The following is an 18,125-nucleotide window of genomic DNA, read 5'->3' on the forward strand; positions in this document are numbered from 1 at the left end:
CATGTTGGAATGTTTCCCCCGGGAAACATTCCAACATGGGCGGGCGAAGGCATTAAAGGCGCGGGCGCAGGAACGCCAGCGCACGGTCCGGTGCGCCAACGATGAAGGCGTGGTCGATGTCTGGCCCTGCCGTCTCGACATTCCAGCCCAGCGCGCGTGCGCGATCATGCTGCACAGGGTCCATCACATCGCCCAGGATCGCAAGATAATCGACAGGCTTGTCGATGGCTTCTGCACCGTGCGTGACCGGACTGACCATCCCGCGCAGGGGCATGTCGCTAAGATGGGCCAACAGCCATTCCTGCCGTTCGGCAGACATCTTCATCGGCTTTTCCTTGGCACCATTGCGCTGCATTTCATCAACGCCGGTGCCGATCGGGCCTTCGCCCGAGGCGAGCAGAGCATCAAGGCCTGCAGCGTCTTCGGTCTTCATGTAGCCCACCGCTTCGCCGACGCTTTTGCCGGTCAGGGGCACGATGCCGTCGAAATAGATAACCCGGGCGATACGGTCGCCCGCACGCGCCACAACGCCGGGCGCAACTGTCCCGGCATAGCTGAACGCCACCAGCACCACGTCGTGCAGATCTTCAAATGTCAGCACATTGACGATGTCGGTGACGTGGACGTCATGCGTCACATCGCGCCCGATCAGGTGCGAGCGTTCGCCAAAACCGGTGAAGGTGGGTGTGAACACGGTGTGCCCTTCGGCGCGCAATGTCTTGGCCAGTTCGGCCCAGACCCAGCCGCCCATGCCGCCGCCGTGGAGGAAAACTACGTTTGCCATCGTCGGATTATCCTTGAATCTTCATGTTCCGGGGCTGCCTCAGGCGTCCTGAAGCTCGAAATTGGTGATGAAGTTGTCCGGCAGTGCCGGACCCCACAGGAACATCGAATCCTCGGGTGGGTGGTTACCTGCAGGCCAATCGTGCCCGGCAGGGATGAAGTCGATGTCGCAGCTGTATTCGGCATAGCTGCCCCACGGATCGGGCACATAGTGGAAGTAGTTTGCACCCAGGACGTGCTGTCCAACGCCCCAGCCCTTGTCGAACCCGAGGCTTGCCATATGCGATCCGCCCACGCCGACTTCCTGAATCGTGCCAACGTCCCAACTGCAATGGTGCATCCCGGGGCCGGCCGATCCGGCCAGTGCCAGCAGGTGGTGGTCACTGCCGTGGACGCCGTGCATGAATGCCACTGCATCGGCAGAACGGTCTGACAGTTTCAGGCCTAGCGTGCTTTCATAGAAGTCGATGTCGCGCATCACGTCGCTGGTGAAAATCAGAAAGTGCGACAGGCGGCGCGGGTGGACGCGGGGGGCCTTGCTGCGCGGGACCGCAGCGCATTCGCCGGGACCGACCGACTGGGTCAGGAACTGCGCCTTGGTATCGGGCGAACACTTCTCCGCCTCGATCACCTGCATTGCCATGCCATCAAGGTTGCGGAACCAGATGCCGCCATCTTCGCCCATCGCAGGGGTGCCGGTGATTTCGACACCAAGGGCTTCGAACTTCCGCCGGAATGCCTCAAGTTCGCCCTTGAACACGCCGAACGAGACATACTCTAGCTTCTTGCGCGCGCCGCCTTGGCGGATCACCCCCCAGCGGTGCGGATTGCCGAACGTGTAAAGTTCAAGAGTGCCGCCAGCATCGCGCACATCAAGGCCAAACTCGGTGTAGAACGACCGGGCCACTTCCAGATCGGGCACGCTCAGGCAGAAGTGATCCAGCGAGTGAATGGCGGGGCCGCCGGCTGGCTCTGTATTGGCCATTGTCATTGTCCTCTCATCGTCAGATTGCGGTATGTTCAGGGGCAGCGATGTGCTGACGGGCAAAGAAGCTGCGCACCACGCGCAGGAAATCGTCCGGGCGCTGAAACGCGGCGAAGTGGCCGCCCTGCGGAAGTTCCTGCCAGTCCACGACATTGCGGTACGTGGCCTCGACCAGCGAACGCGGCCAGCGAAACGGCTCGCCCGCAAACCGCGCGATGCCGGTCGGCACATCGACCACCGCATGGGCATAGGCGCTGCGGAAGTTGCTTTCGTGGTAGAGTCGGAAGCTGGACGCGGCGGTGCCGGTGAACCAGTAGATCGACAGGTTATCGAGCAGGTGATCAAGGCCGAACACGGATTCGAGATCGCCGCCGTGATCGGTCCAGGCATAGAATTTGTCGATGATCCACGCGGCAAGGCCTGCGGGGGAATCGTTCATGGCCACTGCCAGCGTCTGCGGGCGGGTGGACTGGACGAAAGCATAGGCCGAATCCATCGCCATGTGCTGGCCGAGCCGCGCGTATTCGGCAGCTTCATCTGCGTCCAGCCCGTCCACCGGGATCGCCGGGTTGGTCGGCCCGCCGGGCGCCATGTTGACATGCAGAGCAGCAACCCGGTCCGGGTAGTTCTGCGCCATCGCACTGGTAACGATCGAACCCCAATCGCCACCTTGCAGGAAATAGCGCGGATAACCGAGCGCTTCCATAACGGCGGCGATCATCGTGCCTGCCTTGTGCGTATTGACGCCGGGATTGCGGGTCGGCCTGGAAAAGCCATATCCGGGTAGCGAGGGAACGATCACGTGGAACGCGTCGGCAGCGCTGCCGCCATGTGCCTCAGGGTCGGTAAGCGGGCCGATCAGGTCAAGGAATTCAACCACGGACCCCGGCCAGCCATGCACCAGCACCAGCGGGCGCGCTGTCGGCACCGGCGAGCGCACGTGGTAGAAGTGCATCTGTTCGCCGCCCACGTCTGCCAGATACTGCGGCCAGGCGTTGAGCCGCGCGGTGAACGCGGCGAAATCAAACCCGTCCTGCCAATAGGCGCACAGCCGCTTGGTGAAGGCTTCGTCGGTGCCGTAACTCCAACCCGTATCCGGCAGCCAGTCAGTCCAGCGGGTGCGCGCCAGACGGCTGCGCAAGTCCGCGATGTCGGCTGTGCCGAATGCGACCTCGAAGGGCGTGATGACGGTTGCGCTCACGTCTGGTCCTTGCCGGTCAGAGCGCCATGCCGCCTTCGAGCGGGATGACCGCACCGGTGATGAAGCTGGCCGCGCGACTGGCGAGGAATGCCACGGTGCCGCCAATATCCTCGGGCGTACCGATACGCTTGCGCGGCACCATGTTGGACATCATCTCGACAATCTCGGGCTTGTCCACCGGGGTCAGCGCCGACGGGAAGAACCCGGGTGCGATGGCGTTGACGGTGATGTTTTCTGCCGCAAGACGCTTGGCAAGGCCGCCCGACATATGGTGCAGCGCGGCCTTGGCGGCCTGATACGAATAGTTTTCCTTCGGCCCGATGCGCAGGCCGCCGATCGATCCGATGTTGACCACAGCGGCGTGGGATTCGGCCGAAGCTGCTGCGCGCAGTTGCGGCAGCAGGGCCTGCGTCAGGAAGAACACCGACTTCAGATTGAGGTCGACGACCTGATCCCAGCCCTCTTCGGTAAAGCTGTCGAGCGGGGCATCGTACATCGTGCCGGCATTGTTCACGAGCAGGTCGAGCCGGGGTTCCAGCTTGGCAAAGGCAGCGGCGACCGCGCGACCGCCTTCGACATTCGAAAGATCACCCGGCAGCGCAATGCAGGTGCCGCTGGCAGACAGTTCGGCGGCGGTCGCTTCAAGCGTGGCGGCGGTGCGGCCGACGATGTAGGTGCGCACACCTTGCGCCACCAGCACTTGCGCGATCATCCGGCCAATGCCGCTGCCGCCGCCCGTCACCAGCGCTGTCTTGCCTTCAACCGACAGTATTCCGTTCATTTCCGCTCCGCGTTTCTGCTGCTCCCGGCTCTGTCGCGGGGGCGTTTGGAAAGGTCATGCCCGGCACGGCATGGCTGGCAACCTTTCTTATGGCAGGTTGGGCGCGGTCGCGTCACTTCACCTCGATACGTACCTCGGGGAAGCGTTCGTGATAGAACCGGAAGCGTTCGCGGATGGCGGCAGGATCGATCCCGAAATCCTCGCGCAAGTTGTAGGCCAGCTGCCCATGCTTGCCGCGCTTGTTGGCATCGATTGCTTGCTGGAAGGCATCGCGCGTCTGCTGATCGAACGGCACCCCGGCGCCAGCATAGACGCGTTCAAGCTGGCCGAACGGATCGGCCATCAGTTCGTGGAAGTACAGATCGCACGATTGTGCCGGATCAAGCTGGTCACGATCGCGCACGCAGGCGCGCAGCAGCTTTTCGTAGCGGTCGATCCAGTACTCGGCGATGGCCTGCATATCCACGCGGGTGCGGGTCAGCCGCGCGCCATAGGCAATGCCGGTGATCGCCGACTGGATCGAGGCGACCGGATCGCGGTGATTAATGACGATATAGGCATCGGGGAACGCGCCGCGCACCGCCAGCAGTTGTTCCATGTGCTGCGGACATTTGGTGACCCAGCGGTTGGGGCCTTTCTGCCAGCTGAGCACCTGCATCGCCTTGCGCACATAGCGCATGACCGAGGTGGCATCATGCGCGAACTGGTAATCGCGCCATTCGGGCACATGCGCGATCCATTCGAAATAGTACCCTCCGAAATCGAGGCCTTGCAGTTCAATATCTTCGGATATGTGATCGGGCGAAAATTCGTGGATCATCTTGATATAGGGCATGACGGCATCGGTCTGTGCCCACTCGGCGGCGCACAGATCATAGCGTGTGTCCTTCCCGTCTTTGATCCACGGGGCCGCGATGGGGCGCACCGCTTCCCAATGCGGCAAAGAGCGCAGGCGCGGGTCGGCGGACATCAACTGGAGCGTATAGGTCGTGCCGGAACGCGGCAGGCCCGCGATGATCAGAGGGCGCTCGATCGGAATGTCGAGGATTTCGGGGTGGCGGCGCACCGTATTTTCAAGCTGGAGACGGTTGGAGGCGAGCCGCACCGCTTCATTGAACAGCGTGTTGCGCCCGGCGGCGCTCAATTCAGTATCGTTATCGCCCGCCCGCATCCACACGGCAAGGCGTTCGCGGAAGTCGGGCGCGCCGAAATCGGAAAGGCCGGTGCCCGCCTGCGCAGCGGCAAGCACCACTTCGGGATCAAGCGTGACGGGATTGGCCTGACAGAAGGCAAGCGCGCCTGCCTGAATGTCGGTCAACACAGGGTGGGCAAGATCGGTTATGCGGATCTTTTCGGCAACGTCGGACATGGCAGCGATCCTCCCTTAAGCAACCGGACCGGCGTCAAGCGCGCGGCGGGTTTCGATGATGGCGCTTTCAAGCCAGCCGAGTTCGTCGAAAACCCGGCCCTGCGTGCGGTCAGCCAGCGCTTCGTAAACGGCGAGTTCGGTTTCGCGCACGCCGCGGTCATCCGGCGCGGCAACGGCAGCCATCTCGATCAGATGGAGCGCCTTTTCCACATCGCCTGCGGCCAGATGCGCGCGCGATTTTTCGGCGAGAACCCCCGCACCACCCGCCAGCGCGACCACTTCTGGCCAGATGGCGCTTGGCGGCGTGGCATAAAGTTCGCTGGTACGTTCCTGCCGGAACCAGCCTGCATATTCTTCCCAGATCGCGCGAACATACCAGTTCACCGGTCCGCGCCCATCGCGCAAAACCAGATGCGGCGGCAGGGCGATTTCGGCCATGAGTTCGGGCAGGGTCTTGCCCTCGTTCATGCCCGCGACGGTTTCGTCATGGAGATACTGCACCGCATCGCGCAATTTCGTCAGATGCGCGCGCACGGCCTCTGCGCCGATGATCGGATCATCATGCCCAGTCACCAGCATTTCAGGGCTCAGGTCAATCATCATCTGGCATTCTTCCAGCCAGAACACGATGGAGCGGTCACGATCGCCACGCGCAGTGTAGAAATTGGGTGATGCGCCCATGATCGCGCCCGCCCAGTTGCCAAAGAACAGCGTCTTTTCCTGCGGCATCCACACAGCGAGCGCATCAAGCGTTTCGCCCGAGGGGATCGACAGCAGGCGATAATCGCGGCCCGAGACGGTCATATCGTGCGCGTCGGCAAATACGGTGAGGGGTTGCGGATCGCGCGCTTCGAACCAGAACGCGCCGCTATCGCCCGGCGGAATCAGCGCGGCAAGAACCTTGGCGTTGCGCCGGGTGAAGAAGCGCCCCATCAACTTGCGTTCCGCGCAGATCCGTTCGAACTTGCGCTGGACAATGGTTCCCACACCGTCATCGGCGAAGAACTGCCAGCCACCGGTATGATCGGGGTGGCTTTGGGTAAACACGATCTGCGTCACCTTCAGCGGCCGCCCGATCAGTGCTTCGAAGTTCTTGCGGATCTGTTCGCCCTGCACCGCCGTGCCGGTATTGATCACCACATCGCCGTCATCACCGGGGATCAGATAGGCGTTGGATGTGGCGCGGTTCATCGCGATGTGATCGCTGATCCATTCTGCCGGACGATCAGGGTTCCACGCGATGGCGGCGATCATCGGATGGTCGAGCGTGCGAAAGCGGGTCATGCGCCTCTCCTGGCTGCGTGCATTGGTTCAGGTGGTATCAGTCCCACCCTTTCTCCCACCTATCGTCGGGACAGGTGCCGCGCAGCGCAAGCGCGGTCAGTAGTTGCAGTGCGCCCAGACTATCGCGTGCAAGCCACGGCCTGATTGCAATATCTATATTCTATAGAATGTATGGCGACGGCGCAGGTTTCAGGTTAAAGCGACGCTGTCACACCCCGTCCGCAGGAGTCGCCCTCACCCATGTCGCTCTCGCTTGTCCGCTCTCAACCCCCCGTCACCCGGCGCGATGCCGTGGTCGATGCATTGCGTGACGCCATCGTAACGGGCGCGTTGGAACCCGGCACGTTCCTGCGTGAAACCGCGTTGGCCGCGCAGCTTGGGCTGAGCGCAACCCCCGTGCGTGAAGCGATGAGCGTGCTGCAGGCCGAAGGATTGGTCGAGATCGAAGCGCACCGTCACAAGCGGGTAACGCCCATCGACCTTGCCGCAACGCACGATCTGCTGGATGTGCAGGCGCATTTGTGGCGGCTCGGCTATGTGCGCGGGATGCCGCAGGTAAAGCCTGCGCAACTGCGTGAATTGCGCGTGCAGGTCGAACGCTACGCACTCGTCATCGGTCAGGGACAGGAAAGCCTGCCCGTCGGCAGGCTCGAAGCTATCCGCGCCAGCCATGCCTTTCACACGACGGTGATTGCGGCAGCCGCAAACAGAGAATTGCTGCGCGTGACGCTGGACCGGCTGGCGCTGGTGGCGCGCTTCATTCTGCTGCGCGGAGATGCCACGATCAGCCACGCAGGCCTGCGTCTTCATCAGGCCATTTTGGCCGCAATCACGATTGGCGATCACGCACAGGCGCTCGCCCATTTCGATACCCTTGCCGCCCGCATGATCGCGCTTGCCGACCCTGCCATCGCGGCGGCTCAACCTTCAGGAGACTGACGCATGGATTTCGAACTTCCCGAAGAATACCGCTCGTTCCGCGATATGGTGCACCGTTGGGTTGATGCCGAAGTGCCAAAGGAATGGGCGCGCAAGCTTGAAGCCGATGAACACGCCTATCCTTTCGCGCTATGGGACAAGTTTACCGAGGCAGGCTTCCACGGGGTTGGCATTTCCGAAGAATTCGGGGGTCAGGGCGGCGATGTGCTGATGCAGATGCTGCTGGCGCGCGAACTGGCGCGGTCGCTGGGCGGCCTTGCATGGATATGGGGCATAACGTCATTCGCCGGATCGAAGTCCATCGGGCTTTATGGGAGCGAGGAGCAGAAGAAGAAGTTTCTGCCGCTGATCGCCACGGGCCAGCTAAAGGCCGCGATTGCCTTTACCGAGCCTGCAGGTGGAACCGACCTGCTGGGTGCGATGACCACCACGGCAGAGCGTGTCGACGGCGGCTGGAAGATCAACGGCGAAAAGATCTGGAGTTCGTCAGCGCATGTGGCGGATTACCTGCTCGTCATCGCGCGCAGCGACAAGGCTGCGGAGAAAAAGCACCAAGGCCTGACGCTGTTCTGGGTGCCGACCAAGACGGCGGGCGTGAAGATCACCCCGCTGGCCAAGCTGGGCATGCGATCAATGGGATCGTGTTCGATCCATTTCGAAGATGCCTTCGTGCCTGATGAACTGGTGCTGGGTGAGCCGGACAAGGCCTGGTACATGCTGCTGCCCACGCTCAACAATGAACGCATCATGGTTGGTGCGTTCTGCCTTGGCGTGATCGACGGCGTGCTGGAAGACGCGGTCGATTACATGAAGCAGCGCAAGGCGTTTGGCGGTATCATCGGCCGGTTTCAGAGCCTTCAGCATTACGTGGCCGACATTGCCACAATGCAGAAAACCACCGAACTGATGCTGATGTATTGCGCCGACAAGCAAAGCCGGGGGGAACCCGTCGGCGTCGAAGCGAACATGCTGAAACTGATGGCTTCGGAAAACGCCAATCAGGCAGCGGACCTCGGCATCCAGATTCTTGGCGGCATGGGCTATTCGGCGGAAACCGACATGCAGCGATATTGGCGCGATTCGCGGCTGTGGCGGATCGGGCCGATCACCAACGAAATGGTGCGCAACGGCATTGCCGAGAGCCTTGGCCTGCCGCGCTCATACTAACCTCACATCCCCTCAGGCTTCGCGAAACCTGCCAGCCTATCGGTTGACAGGTTTCGCAACGCAGACGGTCGCGCACCGCAGCACAAAGGCCGCGCCGTCGGCCGGATGCAACCGGGGTACGATACGATGACGAAGATGAAGGCGCTGCTGCTCGAAACCACCGATGGACCTGAAGCCGTTGCGGTAAGAGAAGTGGATGTGCCCACCCCCGGTCCGGGCGAAGTCCGCGTTGCGATCAAGGCAGCGTCTGTCAACCACCGCGAACTGTTTATCGCGCACGGGCAGTATCCCGGCATGACCCTGCCTTCGGTGATGGGCTGCGATGGCGCGGGCGTGGTCGACATGCTGGGCGAAGGCGTGAGCGACGCCAGTGTGGGCGACGAAGTGGTGATCTACCCTGCGCGCCAGTGGGGTCCGCGCCGCGATACGCCTGCAGCCGATTTCGGCCTGCTGGGCATGCCCTTCCCCGGCACGATTGCCGAATACATCTGCGTTCCGGCAGAAAACCTTGCGCCCAAGCCCGCGTTCATGACGTGGGAAGAAGCGGGCGCAATGCCGCTGACCGCGCTGACATCGTGGCGTGCGCTGATGTTCAAGGGCCAGCTCAAAGCGGGCGAGAAGGTGCTGATTTCGGGCATCGGCGGCGGCGTCGCCACGTTTGGCCTAGCCTTCGCCGTGGCGCTGGGCTGCGATGTGTGGTGCACCGGCGAAAGCGAAGAAGTGCTTGAAAGCGCACGCAAGATGGGCGCGAAGGATGGATTGCTGTTTACCGATCCCGAATGGCGCAAGAAGGTTGGCAAGATGACCGGCGGCGTCGATGTCGTGCTTGATGGTGCGCCCAGCCCCAGCTTGCCCAACTATATCCGCGCGATCAATCCGGGCGGGCGCATCGTGATCTACGGTTCGACCGCAGGCAACGAGATCAAGTTCAACGCCACCGACCTGTTCCTGAAAAGCGCCACTCTGCTGGGCAGCCAAGTGGGCGATCCCACCGATTTCCGCGAAATGCTGGCCTTTGCCGATACGCACAAGATCAAGCCGGTGATCGAGCGGACCTTCCCGCTGGCCGAAGCACGCGAAGCACTGCTGCATCTGCGTGATGCGCATTCGTTCGGCAAGATTTCGGTGGTGATGTGATGTCCGCCGGTCTGTTTGACCTGACGGGCAAGACCGCGCTCGTCACCGGCGGTGCGCAGGGCCTTGGCCGGATGATCGCCGAAGGGCTGCTGTCTGCTGGCGCGACCGTGGCGATCACATCGCGCAAGGCCGATGTTTGCGAAGCGGCGGCGGCCGAAATGGCAGGGCTGGGCCGTTGCATCGCGCTGCCCGCCGATCTTTCCACACCCGAAGCGGCGGTGGAACTGGTCGAGCGGTATCGCGTGGCGGTTGGCCCGTGCCACATCCTGATCAACAATGCGGGAAAGACGTGGGGCGGCGAAATCGATACCTTCCCCGACAAGGCCTGGCCCGGCGTGATGGCGGTGAACGTGCAGACGCCGTTCACGATGGTTCGCGAACTCCTGCCCGAACTGACCGCCGCAGGGACGCCCGACGATCCGGCGCGCGTCATCAACATCGGTTCGGTCGCAGGGATGAAGGCCGAGCGGCTCAAAGCCTACAGCTATGCCGCATCAAAAGCCGCCGTCCACATGATGACGCGCGATCTGGCCGGTGATCTGGCGGAGCGCAACATCACCGTCAACGCGGTCATCCCCGGGTTCTTCCCGACGAAGATGACCGCGCACATGCGCACCGACGACGCCGTCGACCCCACGCTGCTGGCGCACATTCCGCTGCGCCGTCTGGGCAAGCCGGGCGACATCGCAGCGGTGATCCTGTTCCTGTGCGGCAAGGGCGGTGGCTACGTTACCGGCGCACAGATTCCGGTCGACGGCGGCGTGGTCGGCTGCGGCTGAACGCGCGCCTCCCCCTATCGGCGGGGAGGCACGGAAGCGTGAGGTGCGCCGTAATCCATCAGTGTGACGGATTTGAGGGCGTGGCGTGCAGATGAAAATTGGGGTTGGGGATGATGGATAGGGATTCAGCGCAAGGTCTGTCGGAAGACCTGTCACGCGTGCGCATCGCGGCGACTACGCTGGGTGACTTGTTGCTGAGCGCTTGCGACCGCGCGCCGGACAAGGAAATGCTGGTCTTCCCCGAAGGCCGCAAAACCTATGCCGCCTTGGTCGATGCGGTGCTGCACAAGGCGCGCGCGCTGCTGGCGCTTGGCATCGGGCCGGGCGATCATGTGGGCGTGCTGTTGCCATCAGGCATCGCCTTTGTCGAAACGCTGTTTGCCAATGCGATGATCGGCGCGGTTTCGGTGCTGATGAACGCGCGCTACAAGGCGCCTGAAATGGCCTACGTGGCCGACAACGCCGATCTTGTCGCCATCGTAACCGACGATACGCAGACCCAGCATGTCGACTTTACGGGCCGCCTGGCCGAGGCTTTTGCCGATCTGGCGCAGCAGGGCGACCCTGCCGCACTGGCACTGGCCAGCGCGCCTGCATTGCGCCGCATCGTGGTTCTGCGCGCCAGCGATGGCGCGGGTTCCGGCGCACTTGCCCCGGGCTTCCTTGGTCAGGACGCGTTCAATGCCGCCGCTGCGGGGGTGCCGATTGCCAATGTCCACCGCCGCCGCCTGTGTGTGCGCCTGCGCGATACCGCGATGATCCTCTACACCTCGGGAACTTCGGCCAACCCCAAGGGCTGCCTGCTCAGCCACGAAGCCATCGTGCGCGAGACGATCAACCTGACCGCCAACCGCTGGGCATTCACACCCGACGAACGCGCGTGGTCGCCGATGCCGCTGTTCCACATCGCCGCGATGCTGGCGATGCTTGGCGCGGTCAATGTCAGCGGCACATTCATCGGCCAACCCCACTTCGATCCGGGCGAAAGTCTGCGCCAGATCGAGGCGGAGAAGGTGACGATGATGTTCCTGCCGTTCGTCACTTTCCATCAGGCGATGATCGCGCATCCCGATTGGGCCAAGGCCGATATGTCGTCGGTGCGCCTGCAAAATTCCTGCTTTGCGTTCATGCCCGCCAGTGTGGGTCAGGCGTATCGCGACAAGGCACCGAACATGCGCCAGGTCGGCACTTTCGGGATGACCGAGGCGAGCGGGATCGTGACCACTGGCGGATATGACATGGACCCCGAAATGGGCTTCACCCGGCTCGGCACGCCGCTTCTGGGTGTTGAGGTGCGCATTGTCGATGCGCAGGGGCATGATCTGCCCACCGGTACGCGCGGCGAAGTGCTGATCCGTGGCTACAACCTGTTTGATGGGTACTACAAGGATCCGGAAAAGACCGCAGAGGCGCTCGACGCAGGTGGCTGGTATCATTCGGGTGACATCGGATCTCTGGATGAGGCCGGGCACCTGATGTTTCATGGCCGCTTCAAGGACATGCTCAAGGTCGGTGGTGAAAACGTGGCGGCAGCTGAAGTCGAGGCAGTGCTCGCCTCGCACCCGCTGGTACGGCTGGCGCAAGTGGTCGGCCTGCCCGACGCGCGCCTTGCGGAAATTCCGGCGGCGTTTGTTGAAACCGACGGGCCGATCACATCATCGGCCGAGGAATTTGCTGCTGAACTGATCGCCTTTGTCGGCACGCGCATCGCTTCGTTCAAGGTGCCGCGCCACATCCGCCTGATTGACGAATGGCCAATGTCGGCCTCAAAGATCCAGAAGTTCAAGCTGCGGCAGCAATTGATCGCCGAACTCGGTATCGAGGAATAAGGAACAGGCCCATGCGCTTCATCATCACCGGGGCAGCCAGCGGCATTGGCCGGGCCTGTGCCGAACTGCTGGCAGATGGCACTGCCATCCCCGGCGATCACCAGATGCTGCTGGCTGATCGTGACGCGGCGAATCTGGCCGTGGTGGCCGATGCCATCGGCGCGTCGGCGGCCACGGTCGTCGTCGATCTGTCCGAACTCGATTGCGGCACGCGCATCGTCGATGCGGCGATCGCGCATATGGGCGGAATCGATGCAGTGATTTCGAACGCCGGGATCATCATGGGCGGCGCGCTGGTCGATCTGGCGCCCGAGCAGTTCGACCTGATCTATGGTATCAACACCCGCGCAACGTGGCTGATCGGCAAAGCGGCGCACCCACATTTGCGCGAAGCCCAAGGCGCGTTCATTGCGACCGCGTCGATGTCTGCCACGCAACCAACGCCAGCGCTGGGCTTCTATTCATCAAGCAAGGCCGCATTGCTTATGCTGATGCGACAGCTTTCGATAGAATGGGGGCCGGACCGCATCCGCTGCAATACCGTCTCGCCGGGGCCGACCTATACCCCGATGACCAAGGCGGGATATGATGACGAGACGCGCCGCAAGCAACGTGAAGCCTCAATTCCGCTGGGCAAGCTTGGCACCGCCGAAGACGTCGCCCGCGCGATCCTGTTCCTGTGCTCCCCACAAGCCGGGCACATCAACGGTATCGATGTGCTGGTCGATGGCGGCATGTCGAACATGCTGATGCCCGCCACCGGAAGCGGGACGGGGCAGTCCAAGTAAACTTTTTGCAGACGTGAAAAAGGCCCCGCGCGATAACCGCGCGGGGCCTTTTTTGTGCGCAAACCGTGCGTTGCCATGCCCACCCCGCTGCGACTGATGTCACCTGCGAAACCGCAAGTCCCACTCCCCTCCCCCAAGCGGCGGGGAGTGGGGGTGGGCATTCGCAATGCCAGATCAGGCGGGTTCGACTACCTTGTTTTCGATTGCGCCGACGCCATCGACTTCGCAGCGGATCACGTCGCCAACCTTCAGGAATACCGGCGGCTCCATCCCTGCAGCAACGCCTTCAGGCGTACCGGTTGCGATCAGATCACCCGGCAGCAGCGTGAACGCAGTGGTCAAGTGGGAAATCTGCGACCACACGTTCGTGATCATGTTGCCAGTGTTGTTCGACTGACGCAGTTCGCCATTCACATAGCAGCGCAGATCCAGTGCGTGCGGATCGGGCACTTCATCCGCCGTGATGATCCACGGACCCATCGGACCGTGCGTATCGAACGACTTGCCCATTGTCATCGTGGGCGACTGAAATTGCCAATCGCGCGCGGACACATCGTTCACCACGAAATAGCCGAACACGTAGTCCTTGGCGTTTTCCACGCTGACCTTCTTGGCCGACTTGCCGATCACGACGCCGAGTTCGACTTCATAATCGAGCTTTTCCGTTACACCCGGATCGATCGCATCATAAGGCCCGGAAATGCAGGTCGTCTGCTTGTTGAACCAGATCTGGTTGGCAACGCGGGCGATGCCCAGACGGTCTGCTTCTTCAAGGTGCTTGGCGTAGTTCATGCCAATGGCCATGAATTTGCTCGGTCGTTCAATCGGGGCGAGCAGTTTGGCATCTTTCAGCGCCAGCGCATCGGAACCGGTCTCAAGCTGTTCACGCGCCGCAGCCAAAGCAGCGTCGCCGCCTTCGATGATCGCATGCATGGTAGGATAACGGTCTGCGATCGGTGCAAGCGACACGATCGCTTCCCCACGGACCAGGCCAAGGCGGGGGGTGCCGCCATCATCGTATCGAACGAACCGCATCAAAGACTCCTCATCCATAAAGGTGTTGCCAACCCTAGATGCGGACCGCGGCCCTCCGCCACCTTTCTTTGGATGGGTGAACGCAAGAGAGCCGGCGTAATCGCCGCGTTTGCTCCTATAAGTCGAGACACGCCTGTTCGAAAGCAAGGCGGGGGTTGCGGGGGAACAACTGGTCATCGGTGCCATACCCGATGTTGCACAGAAAATTTGCCTTCCAGCGCCCATCCGGAAAGAACTCGGCCTCAAGCGTGTCCTTGTCGAAACCGGACATCGGCCCTGCATCAAGCCCCAATGCCCGCGCCGCAAGGATAAGATAGGCTCCAGCAAGCGTTGAACTGCGCATGGCGGTATCGGCAATTACCGCGTCCTTGCCTGCAAATGTCGCCGAAAAATCGCGGGACGGGAACAGCTGCGGCATGAATTCATGGAACCGAGTGTCATAGGCGACGATCACGCAGCACGGTGCAGCCATCGTCTTTTCAACGTTTCCAGCGCTCAGGTGTGGGCGCAACCGTGCCCGCGCAGCGGCGCTGCGGATGAAGACGAAGCGGCCGGGATGGGAATTGGCGGTCGTCGGCCCGGCCGATACCAGCGCGTAAAGCTGCCGCACGGTCGCATCGTCCACCGGGCGATCCGACCAACTGTTATACGTGCGCGCCTGCGTGAACAACTGGGCAAGCGCAGGGTCTGTAAGCGGTGTCTTGTCCATCATATCCCCATGATCAATCAGGCGGCACTCCAATGGCGGCGGCGCGCACGTGGCGTGACCTGCCGCACGACGGGTCAGGATAAATGCCAAGGCCCCGTCCGTCGGAAGGTTACCAGCGCGGCTTGGTGCATATGCGTGAAGCGAACGACAGGCGCGTGAGCTGCCTGCACCTGAGGAGCGCCATGAACGGACCTGTGAAACTTATTTCACTGCTGCGGCCGGATCGCCCGGTTAAAGCGTGGAAGACCTTTGTCACCATGCAGGCTAAGCGGCATCTCCCCGGCCTCAAGCGGCTTGTCTTCAACGAAGTGCTGCCGATGAATGTGCGCACCGGCACGCAGGACACGCCAACCTTCGTCGCCGTGGTGGAGGCGTGGTTTGCCGATGAGACCGGCGCAAATGCCCTAGCCGCCAGTATCCACGCGCATGGCGATGCCGTGCAGCTGTTCGTTGAAGCGCTGCTGATCCACGACAGAGGCAGCCGCCCCCTGCCCAACAAGATCATGGTAACGCTGAAGGGGCTTTCTCATCTGACGCGTGAGGAAGTGCAGGCGCACTGGCGTGGCCGCCATGTCGAAGTTGGCATGGTTGAGCACAACGGCGGTGATTTTCTGCAACTCTACTATCAGAACCATGTGATCGCCACCGATCAGCCGCCCGGTTCGCCCAGCGATTATGACGGGATGCCGGAATTCTGGGTCGACCCTGCCGATCTTGCGTTGATCGGACAGGACGCGCCGGTGATGCGCGCCATTGCCCAGGATGAGGCGCTTTTTGCCGACAAGGCGGCCATCGTCACGATGATGGTGGACGAACAGGAGTTGTTCACCGCACCCGGAACGCCTCGCGGCTGGCCAGTTGTCTGACGCGATGAGCCACGATCAACCCGAACCCCGTCCCCGCAGCCCGCGTGATCCACAGGCCACCATTCGCAAGATCCTTGAAGCGGCGCGCGAGGAGTTTGGCGCCAACGGCTTTGACGGCACGAAGGTGGAGCACATCGCCCGCCGAGCCAAAGTGAGCAAGCAGATCGTCTACTTCTATTTCAAGGGCAAGGACGAGCTGTACTGGGAACTGCTGAAGGACATATCGATCAAGACCAACGAGCGGTTGCTGAAAATCCCGCTGGACAATCTGGCACCCGACGACGCCATCCGCACCTATGTGGAAGAAGTGTACGACATCTACGCCGAAGACCCCGTGCTGGGCATGGTGTCGCTTGACCAAAGCATGCACGGCGGCGCGCAGTTGCGATCCATCCATGAAATCCGGCAGCTGCAGAAGACATTGGCAGATCGCCTGGCAGAAGTGGTGCGACGCGGCCAGGCCGACGGTGTGTTTCACGCAGACATCGACAGCAACCGGATTGAATTCATGACCGTGATCATCACCGTTGGCTGCCTGTCATCCACGCAGATGCTCGAACGCTATTCAGGGCGGAAATGGCAGCGCAATGCCGATGAGACCCGCACTTTCGCGCTCGATTTCATCATGCGCGCACTGCGCAAGTAGGGTGCCGCCCCAGCCTTGGCCAACCACCCCATCAGCGCCTATCCACAGACAGGGGACAGCGTGTTTCGGAATAGCGCAGGTGCGGCACGGTTGGTGATAAAGCCATCACCATCACTTTCGGAGTAGTTTCAGCAATGCCCACGCTTATCGTCACCACGCGCGATGGTTCTGAACAGAGCATCGATGCCGCCACCAATGTTTCGGTCATGGAAATCATCCGTGATGCAGGTGCCGATGAACTGTTGGCGCTGTGCGGCGGGTGCTGTTCGTGTGCAACGTGTCATGTCTATGTTGATGGGCCTTTGGCCAACCAGCTTCCCGCTGTCACCGCCGATGAAAACGACCTGCTTGACAGTTCAGACCACCGCCAGGCCAATTCGCGGCTGTCATGTCAGATCAACTTCACCGCCGAACTTGACGGCCTGCGCGTGACCATCGCTCCGGAAGACTGAAGCGCCAGATGCGGTGGTAGGCGGTGTGCTATTGGTTGCGCCGCCTTAGCCGTCTCGGCCTGATGCTTCCAGACTGACCGTCAAGCAAGGGTAACTGCACAACCATTCCGATGATGTTACCCCATGACCACTGCGCCGCAGGACAGGATGGGGAAAACGCCGGATGGATCAGGACACTCTTGGAGCGATGTATACCGAGGTCGAAAGCGAATTTCGCCGCTCGGCCTACCCTGAACATTTCCCGGCGCTGCCAGATCTTCCGGCGGCGCGTTATTTCGATCCCGAATTCTACCGGCTGGAAATGGCGCACGTCTTTCGCAAAAGCTGGCTGTGCGTTGGCCATGCCAGCCAGCTGCCCGCGCCGGGATCATACCGCCTGTTCGAACAATTCGATCAGTCGATCATCCTGAGCCGTGGCAGCGACGACCGCATCAGGGCGTTCAAGAACACCTGCCGCCATCGCGGAGCGGCGCTGGTTACACAGGCCGAAGGCGTGGCAAAGCGGTTCATCTGCCCCTACCACGCGTGGGGCTATTCATCCGACGGCGAACTGAAATCGGTGCCCGAAGCGCACAACTTTGCCTGCCTGAACAAGGCAGACAAGGCGCTGCACCAAGTGCGGTGCGATACGTGGCGCGGATTCATTTTCATCAACTTCGATAAAGACGCGGCATCCCTCGCCGATTTTCTTGCGCCACTAAATGCCGAAATTGATGACTTTCCCATCGACGATATGGTGGTGAAAGCGGTTCTTGACGTTGAGATAGACTGCAACTGGAAGACAGCTTTCGACAACTTCCTTGAAATCTACCACGTGAACACCGTGCACGCCAAAACGCTGTCACCCTACCTTGAAAGCAAAAGCTTCACCGTCTCGCTGTTCGACGGTGGCCATGCGCGCTTCGTCACCCGCAAGCGCGGTGGCCAGTCATTCTTTTCAGCAGGGCATGACAGCGCCGCGCCCGATGATTTCACCACCCGTTTCAAGGATCACGTCTTTGCCCTGCCCTGCTTCCCCAACAGCTTTACCGCGCTCGATCCAGTAGGCTTCAACTGGCAGACGTTCTGGCCAAAAGGCCCTGACAAGATGGTCATGTCGAACATGTTCATCGGGTGGAAGCGCGATGACGAAGAGGACGCCCGGTTCTGGGAGGGCATGTTGCAAAACCAGCAGACCGTGCTGGCCGAAGACATCGGCCTGTTTCCGACGATCCAGCGCTCCTACGAGCAAGGCGATATTGCCCAGGTCGTGCTGAGTTTTCAGGAGCAGTTTATCCAGTGGTATAACGAGGAAATAGACCGGAAGATCGGGCCTGAAACCATCTCCCCGGCCTTGCGCGTAACGCCGGTGCTGGCCCCGCATGTGAAGCGTTAG

At 61.6% G+C, this 18,125-nt stretch carries 18 protein-coding genes; 10 read left to right on the top strand and 8 right to left on the bottom strand.

The annotated features are described in order from the left end of the window. Positions 1-52: 52 nt before the first annotated feature. From Q8R81_RS00205 to Q8R81_RS00230, 6 genes are all read right to left on the bottom strand, one after another. Entirely contained in the window at positions 53-784 is a 732-nt protein-coding gene (locus tag Q8R81_RS00205) for an alpha/beta fold hydrolase (protein WP_305614996.1), read from the bottom strand. A gap of 39 nt (positions 785-823) precedes the next feature. Next, a complete protein-coding gene (locus Q8R81_RS00210; protein WP_305614998.1) occupies positions 824-1,768 on the bottom strand; it encodes a VOC family protein in 945 nt (314 codons plus the stop codon). A 19-nt stretch (positions 1,769-1,787) separates the two neighbouring features. Beyond that, the gene (locus tag Q8R81_RS00215; protein ID WP_305615000.1) at positions 1,788-2,969 is read right to left on the bottom strand and encodes an epoxide hydrolase family protein; all 1,182 of its coding nucleotides are present in this window, start codon (positions 2,967-2,969) and stop codon (positions 1,788-1,790) included. 16 nt (positions 2,970-2,985) lie between these two features. Continuing rightward, entirely contained in the window at positions 2,986-3,750 is a 765-nt protein-coding gene (locus Q8R81_RS00220) for an SDR family oxidoreductase (protein ID WP_305615002.1), read from the bottom strand. A gap of 112 nt (positions 3,751-3,862) precedes the next feature. Then, entirely contained in the window at positions 3,863-5,119 is a 1,257-nt protein-coding gene (locus tag Q8R81_RS00225) for a sulfotransferase (protein WP_305615004.1), read from the bottom strand. A 15-nt stretch (positions 5,120-5,134) separates the two neighbouring features. Further along, positions 5,135-6,403, bottom strand: a complete 1,269-nt coding sequence (locus Q8R81_RS00230; protein ID WP_305615006.1) for an alkyl sulfatase dimerization domain-containing protein — start codon at positions 6,401-6,403, stop codon at positions 5,135-5,137. Between the two features lie 240 nt (positions 6,404-6,643). On the opposite strand from Q8R81_RS00230, the gene Q8R81_RS00235 reads away from it, so the two are divergent. From Q8R81_RS00235 to Q8R81_RS00260, 6 genes are all read left to right on the top strand, one after another. Next, positions 6,644-7,342: a GntR family transcriptional regulator gene (locus Q8R81_RS00235; protein ID WP_305615008.1), complete on the top strand. Its 699-nt coding sequence runs from the start codon at positions 6,644-6,646 to the stop codon at positions 7,340-7,342. A 3-nt stretch (positions 7,343-7,345) separates the two neighbouring features. Next, on the top strand, positions 7,346-8,509 hold the full coding sequence (locus Q8R81_RS00240; protein ID WP_305615010.1) for an acyl-CoA dehydrogenase family protein: 1,164 nt from the start codon (positions 7,346-7,348) through the stop codon (positions 8,507-8,509). A 126-nt stretch (positions 8,510-8,635) separates the two neighbouring features. Next, positions 8,636-9,646: a zinc-binding dehydrogenase gene (locus Q8R81_RS00245; protein ID WP_305615012.1), complete on the top strand. Its 1,011-nt coding sequence runs from the start codon at positions 8,636-8,638 to the stop codon at positions 9,644-9,646. Beyond that, a complete protein-coding gene (locus tag Q8R81_RS00250; RefSeq protein ID WP_305615014.1) occupies positions 9,646-10,425 on the top strand; it encodes an SDR family oxidoreductase in 780 nt (259 codons plus the stop codon). Before Q8R81_RS00245 ends, Q8R81_RS00250 begins: the two co-directional genes overlap by 1 nt. 113 nt (positions 10,426-10,538) lie before the next feature. Then, positions 10,539-12,254 (top strand): class I adenylate-forming enzyme family protein, encoded by a 1,716-nt coding sequence (locus Q8R81_RS00255; RefSeq protein WP_305615016.1) that lies wholly within the window; start codon positions 10,539-10,541, stop codon positions 12,252-12,254. A gap of 11 nt (positions 12,255-12,265) precedes the next feature. After that, positions 12,266-13,042 (top strand): SDR family NAD(P)-dependent oxidoreductase, encoded by a 777-nt coding sequence (locus Q8R81_RS00260; RefSeq protein WP_305615018.1) that lies wholly within the window; start codon positions 12,266-12,268, stop codon positions 13,040-13,042. Positions 13,043-13,216: 174 nt separating this feature from the next. On the opposite strand, the gene Q8R81_RS00265 is transcribed toward Q8R81_RS00260, so the two are convergent. Both Q8R81_RS00265 and Q8R81_RS00270 read right to left on the bottom strand, forming a co-directional pair. Next, positions 13,217-14,077, bottom strand: a complete 861-nt coding sequence (locus Q8R81_RS00265; RefSeq protein WP_305615020.1) for a fumarylacetoacetate hydrolase family protein — start codon at positions 14,075-14,077, stop codon at positions 13,217-13,219. 115 nt (positions 14,078-14,192) lie between these two features. Further along, positions 14,193-14,786: a malonic semialdehyde reductase gene (locus tag Q8R81_RS00270; RefSeq protein ID WP_305615021.1), complete on the bottom strand. Its 594-nt coding sequence runs from the start codon at positions 14,784-14,786 to the stop codon at positions 14,193-14,195. 182 nt (positions 14,787-14,968) lie between these two features. On the opposite strand from Q8R81_RS00270, the gene Q8R81_RS00275 reads away from it, so the two are divergent. The 4 genes from Q8R81_RS00275 (at position 14,969) to Q8R81_RS00290 (ending at position 18,125) form a co-directional block, all read left to right on the top strand. Further along, on the top strand, positions 14,969-15,652 hold the full coding sequence (locus tag Q8R81_RS00275) for an EthD domain-containing protein (protein ID WP_305615023.1): 684 nt from the start codon (positions 14,969-14,971) through the stop codon (positions 15,650-15,652). A 4-nt stretch (positions 15,653-15,656) separates the two neighbouring features. Then, a complete protein-coding gene (locus Q8R81_RS00280) occupies positions 15,657-16,298 on the top strand; it encodes a TetR/AcrR family transcriptional regulator (protein WP_305615024.1) in 642 nt (213 codons plus the stop codon). Positions 16,299-16,432: 134 nt separating this feature from the next. After that, positions 16,433-16,750 carry a 2Fe-2S iron-sulfur cluster-binding protein gene (locus Q8R81_RS00285; RefSeq protein WP_305615025.1) on the top strand — a complete coding sequence of 106 codons (318 nt, stop codon included), beginning with the start codon at positions 16,433-16,435 and terminating at the stop codon, positions 16,748-16,750. Between the two features lie 163 nt (positions 16,751-16,913). Beyond that, positions 16,914-18,125, top strand: coding sequence for an aromatic ring-hydroxylating dioxygenase subunit alpha (locus Q8R81_RS00290; protein ID WP_305615026.1), 1,212 nt, complete (start codon positions 16,914-16,916; stop codon positions 18,123-18,125).

Origin of the sequence: Novosphingobium sp., from assembly GCF_030696665.1 — a bacterium.
Taxonomy (GTDB): Bacteria; Pseudomonadota; Alphaproteobacteria; order Sphingomonadales; family Sphingomonadaceae; genus Novosphingobium.

Coding starts and splice junctions, on each gene's coding strand:
- Q8R81_RS00255 (WP_305615016.1), top strand. CDS start 10,539: ATGGATAGGGATTCAGCGCAAGGTCTGTCGGAAGACCTGTCACGCGTG.
- Q8R81_RS00260 (WP_305615018.1), top strand. CDS start 12,266: ATGCGCTTCATCATCACCGGGGCAGCCAGCGGCATTGGCCGGGCCTGT.
- Q8R81_RS00275 (WP_305615023.1), top strand. CDS start 14,969: ATGAACGGACCTGTGAAACTTATTTCACTGCTGCGGCCGGATCGCCCG.
- Q8R81_RS00285 (WP_305615025.1), top strand. CDS start 16,433: ATGCCCACGCTTATCGTCACCACGCGCGATGGTTCTGAACAGAGCATC.
- Q8R81_RS00240 (WP_305615010.1), top strand. CDS start 7,346: ATGGATTTCGAACTTCCCGAAGAATACCGCTCGTTCCGCGATATGGTG.
- Q8R81_RS00230 (WP_305615006.1), bottom strand. CDS start 6,403: ATGACCCGCTTTCGCACGCTCGACCATCCGATGATCGCCGCCATCGCG.
- Q8R81_RS00235 (WP_305615008.1), top strand. CDS start 6,644: ATGTCGCTCTCGCTTGTCCGCTCTCAACCCCCCGTCACCCGGCGCGAT.
- Q8R81_RS00245 (WP_305615012.1), top strand. CDS start 8,636: ATGACGAAGATGAAGGCGCTGCTGCTCGAAACCACCGATGGACCTGAA.
- Q8R81_RS00205 (WP_305614996.1), bottom strand. CDS start 784: ATGGCAAACGTAGTTTTCCTCCACGGCGGCGGCATGGGCGGCTGGGTC.
- Q8R81_RS00250 (WP_305615014.1), top strand. CDS start 9,646: ATGTCCGCCGGTCTGTTTGACCTGACGGGCAAGACCGCGCTCGTCACC.
- Q8R81_RS00265 (WP_305615020.1), bottom strand. CDS start 14,077: ATGCGGTTCGTTCGATACGATGATGGCGGCACCCCCCGCCTTGGCCTG.
- Q8R81_RS00225 (WP_305615004.1), bottom strand. CDS start 5,119: ATGTCCGACGTTGCCGAAAAGATCCGCATAACCGATCTTGCCCACCCT.
- Q8R81_RS00270 (WP_305615021.1), bottom strand. CDS start 14,786: ATGGACAAGACACCGCTTACAGACCCTGCGCTTGCCCAGTTGTTCACG.
- Q8R81_RS00210 (WP_305614998.1), bottom strand. CDS start 1,768: ATGGCCAATACAGAGCCAGCCGGCGGCCCCGCCATTCACTCGCTGGAT.
- Q8R81_RS00280 (WP_305615024.1), top strand. CDS start 15,657: ATGAGCCACGATCAACCCGAACCCCGTCCCCGCAGCCCGCGTGATCCA.
- Q8R81_RS00220 (WP_305615002.1), bottom strand. CDS start 3,750: ATGAACGGAATACTGTCGGTTGAAGGCAAGACAGCGCTGGTGACGGGC.
- Q8R81_RS00290 (WP_305615026.1), top strand. CDS start 16,914: ATGGATCAGGACACTCTTGGAGCGATGTATACCGAGGTCGAAAGCGAA.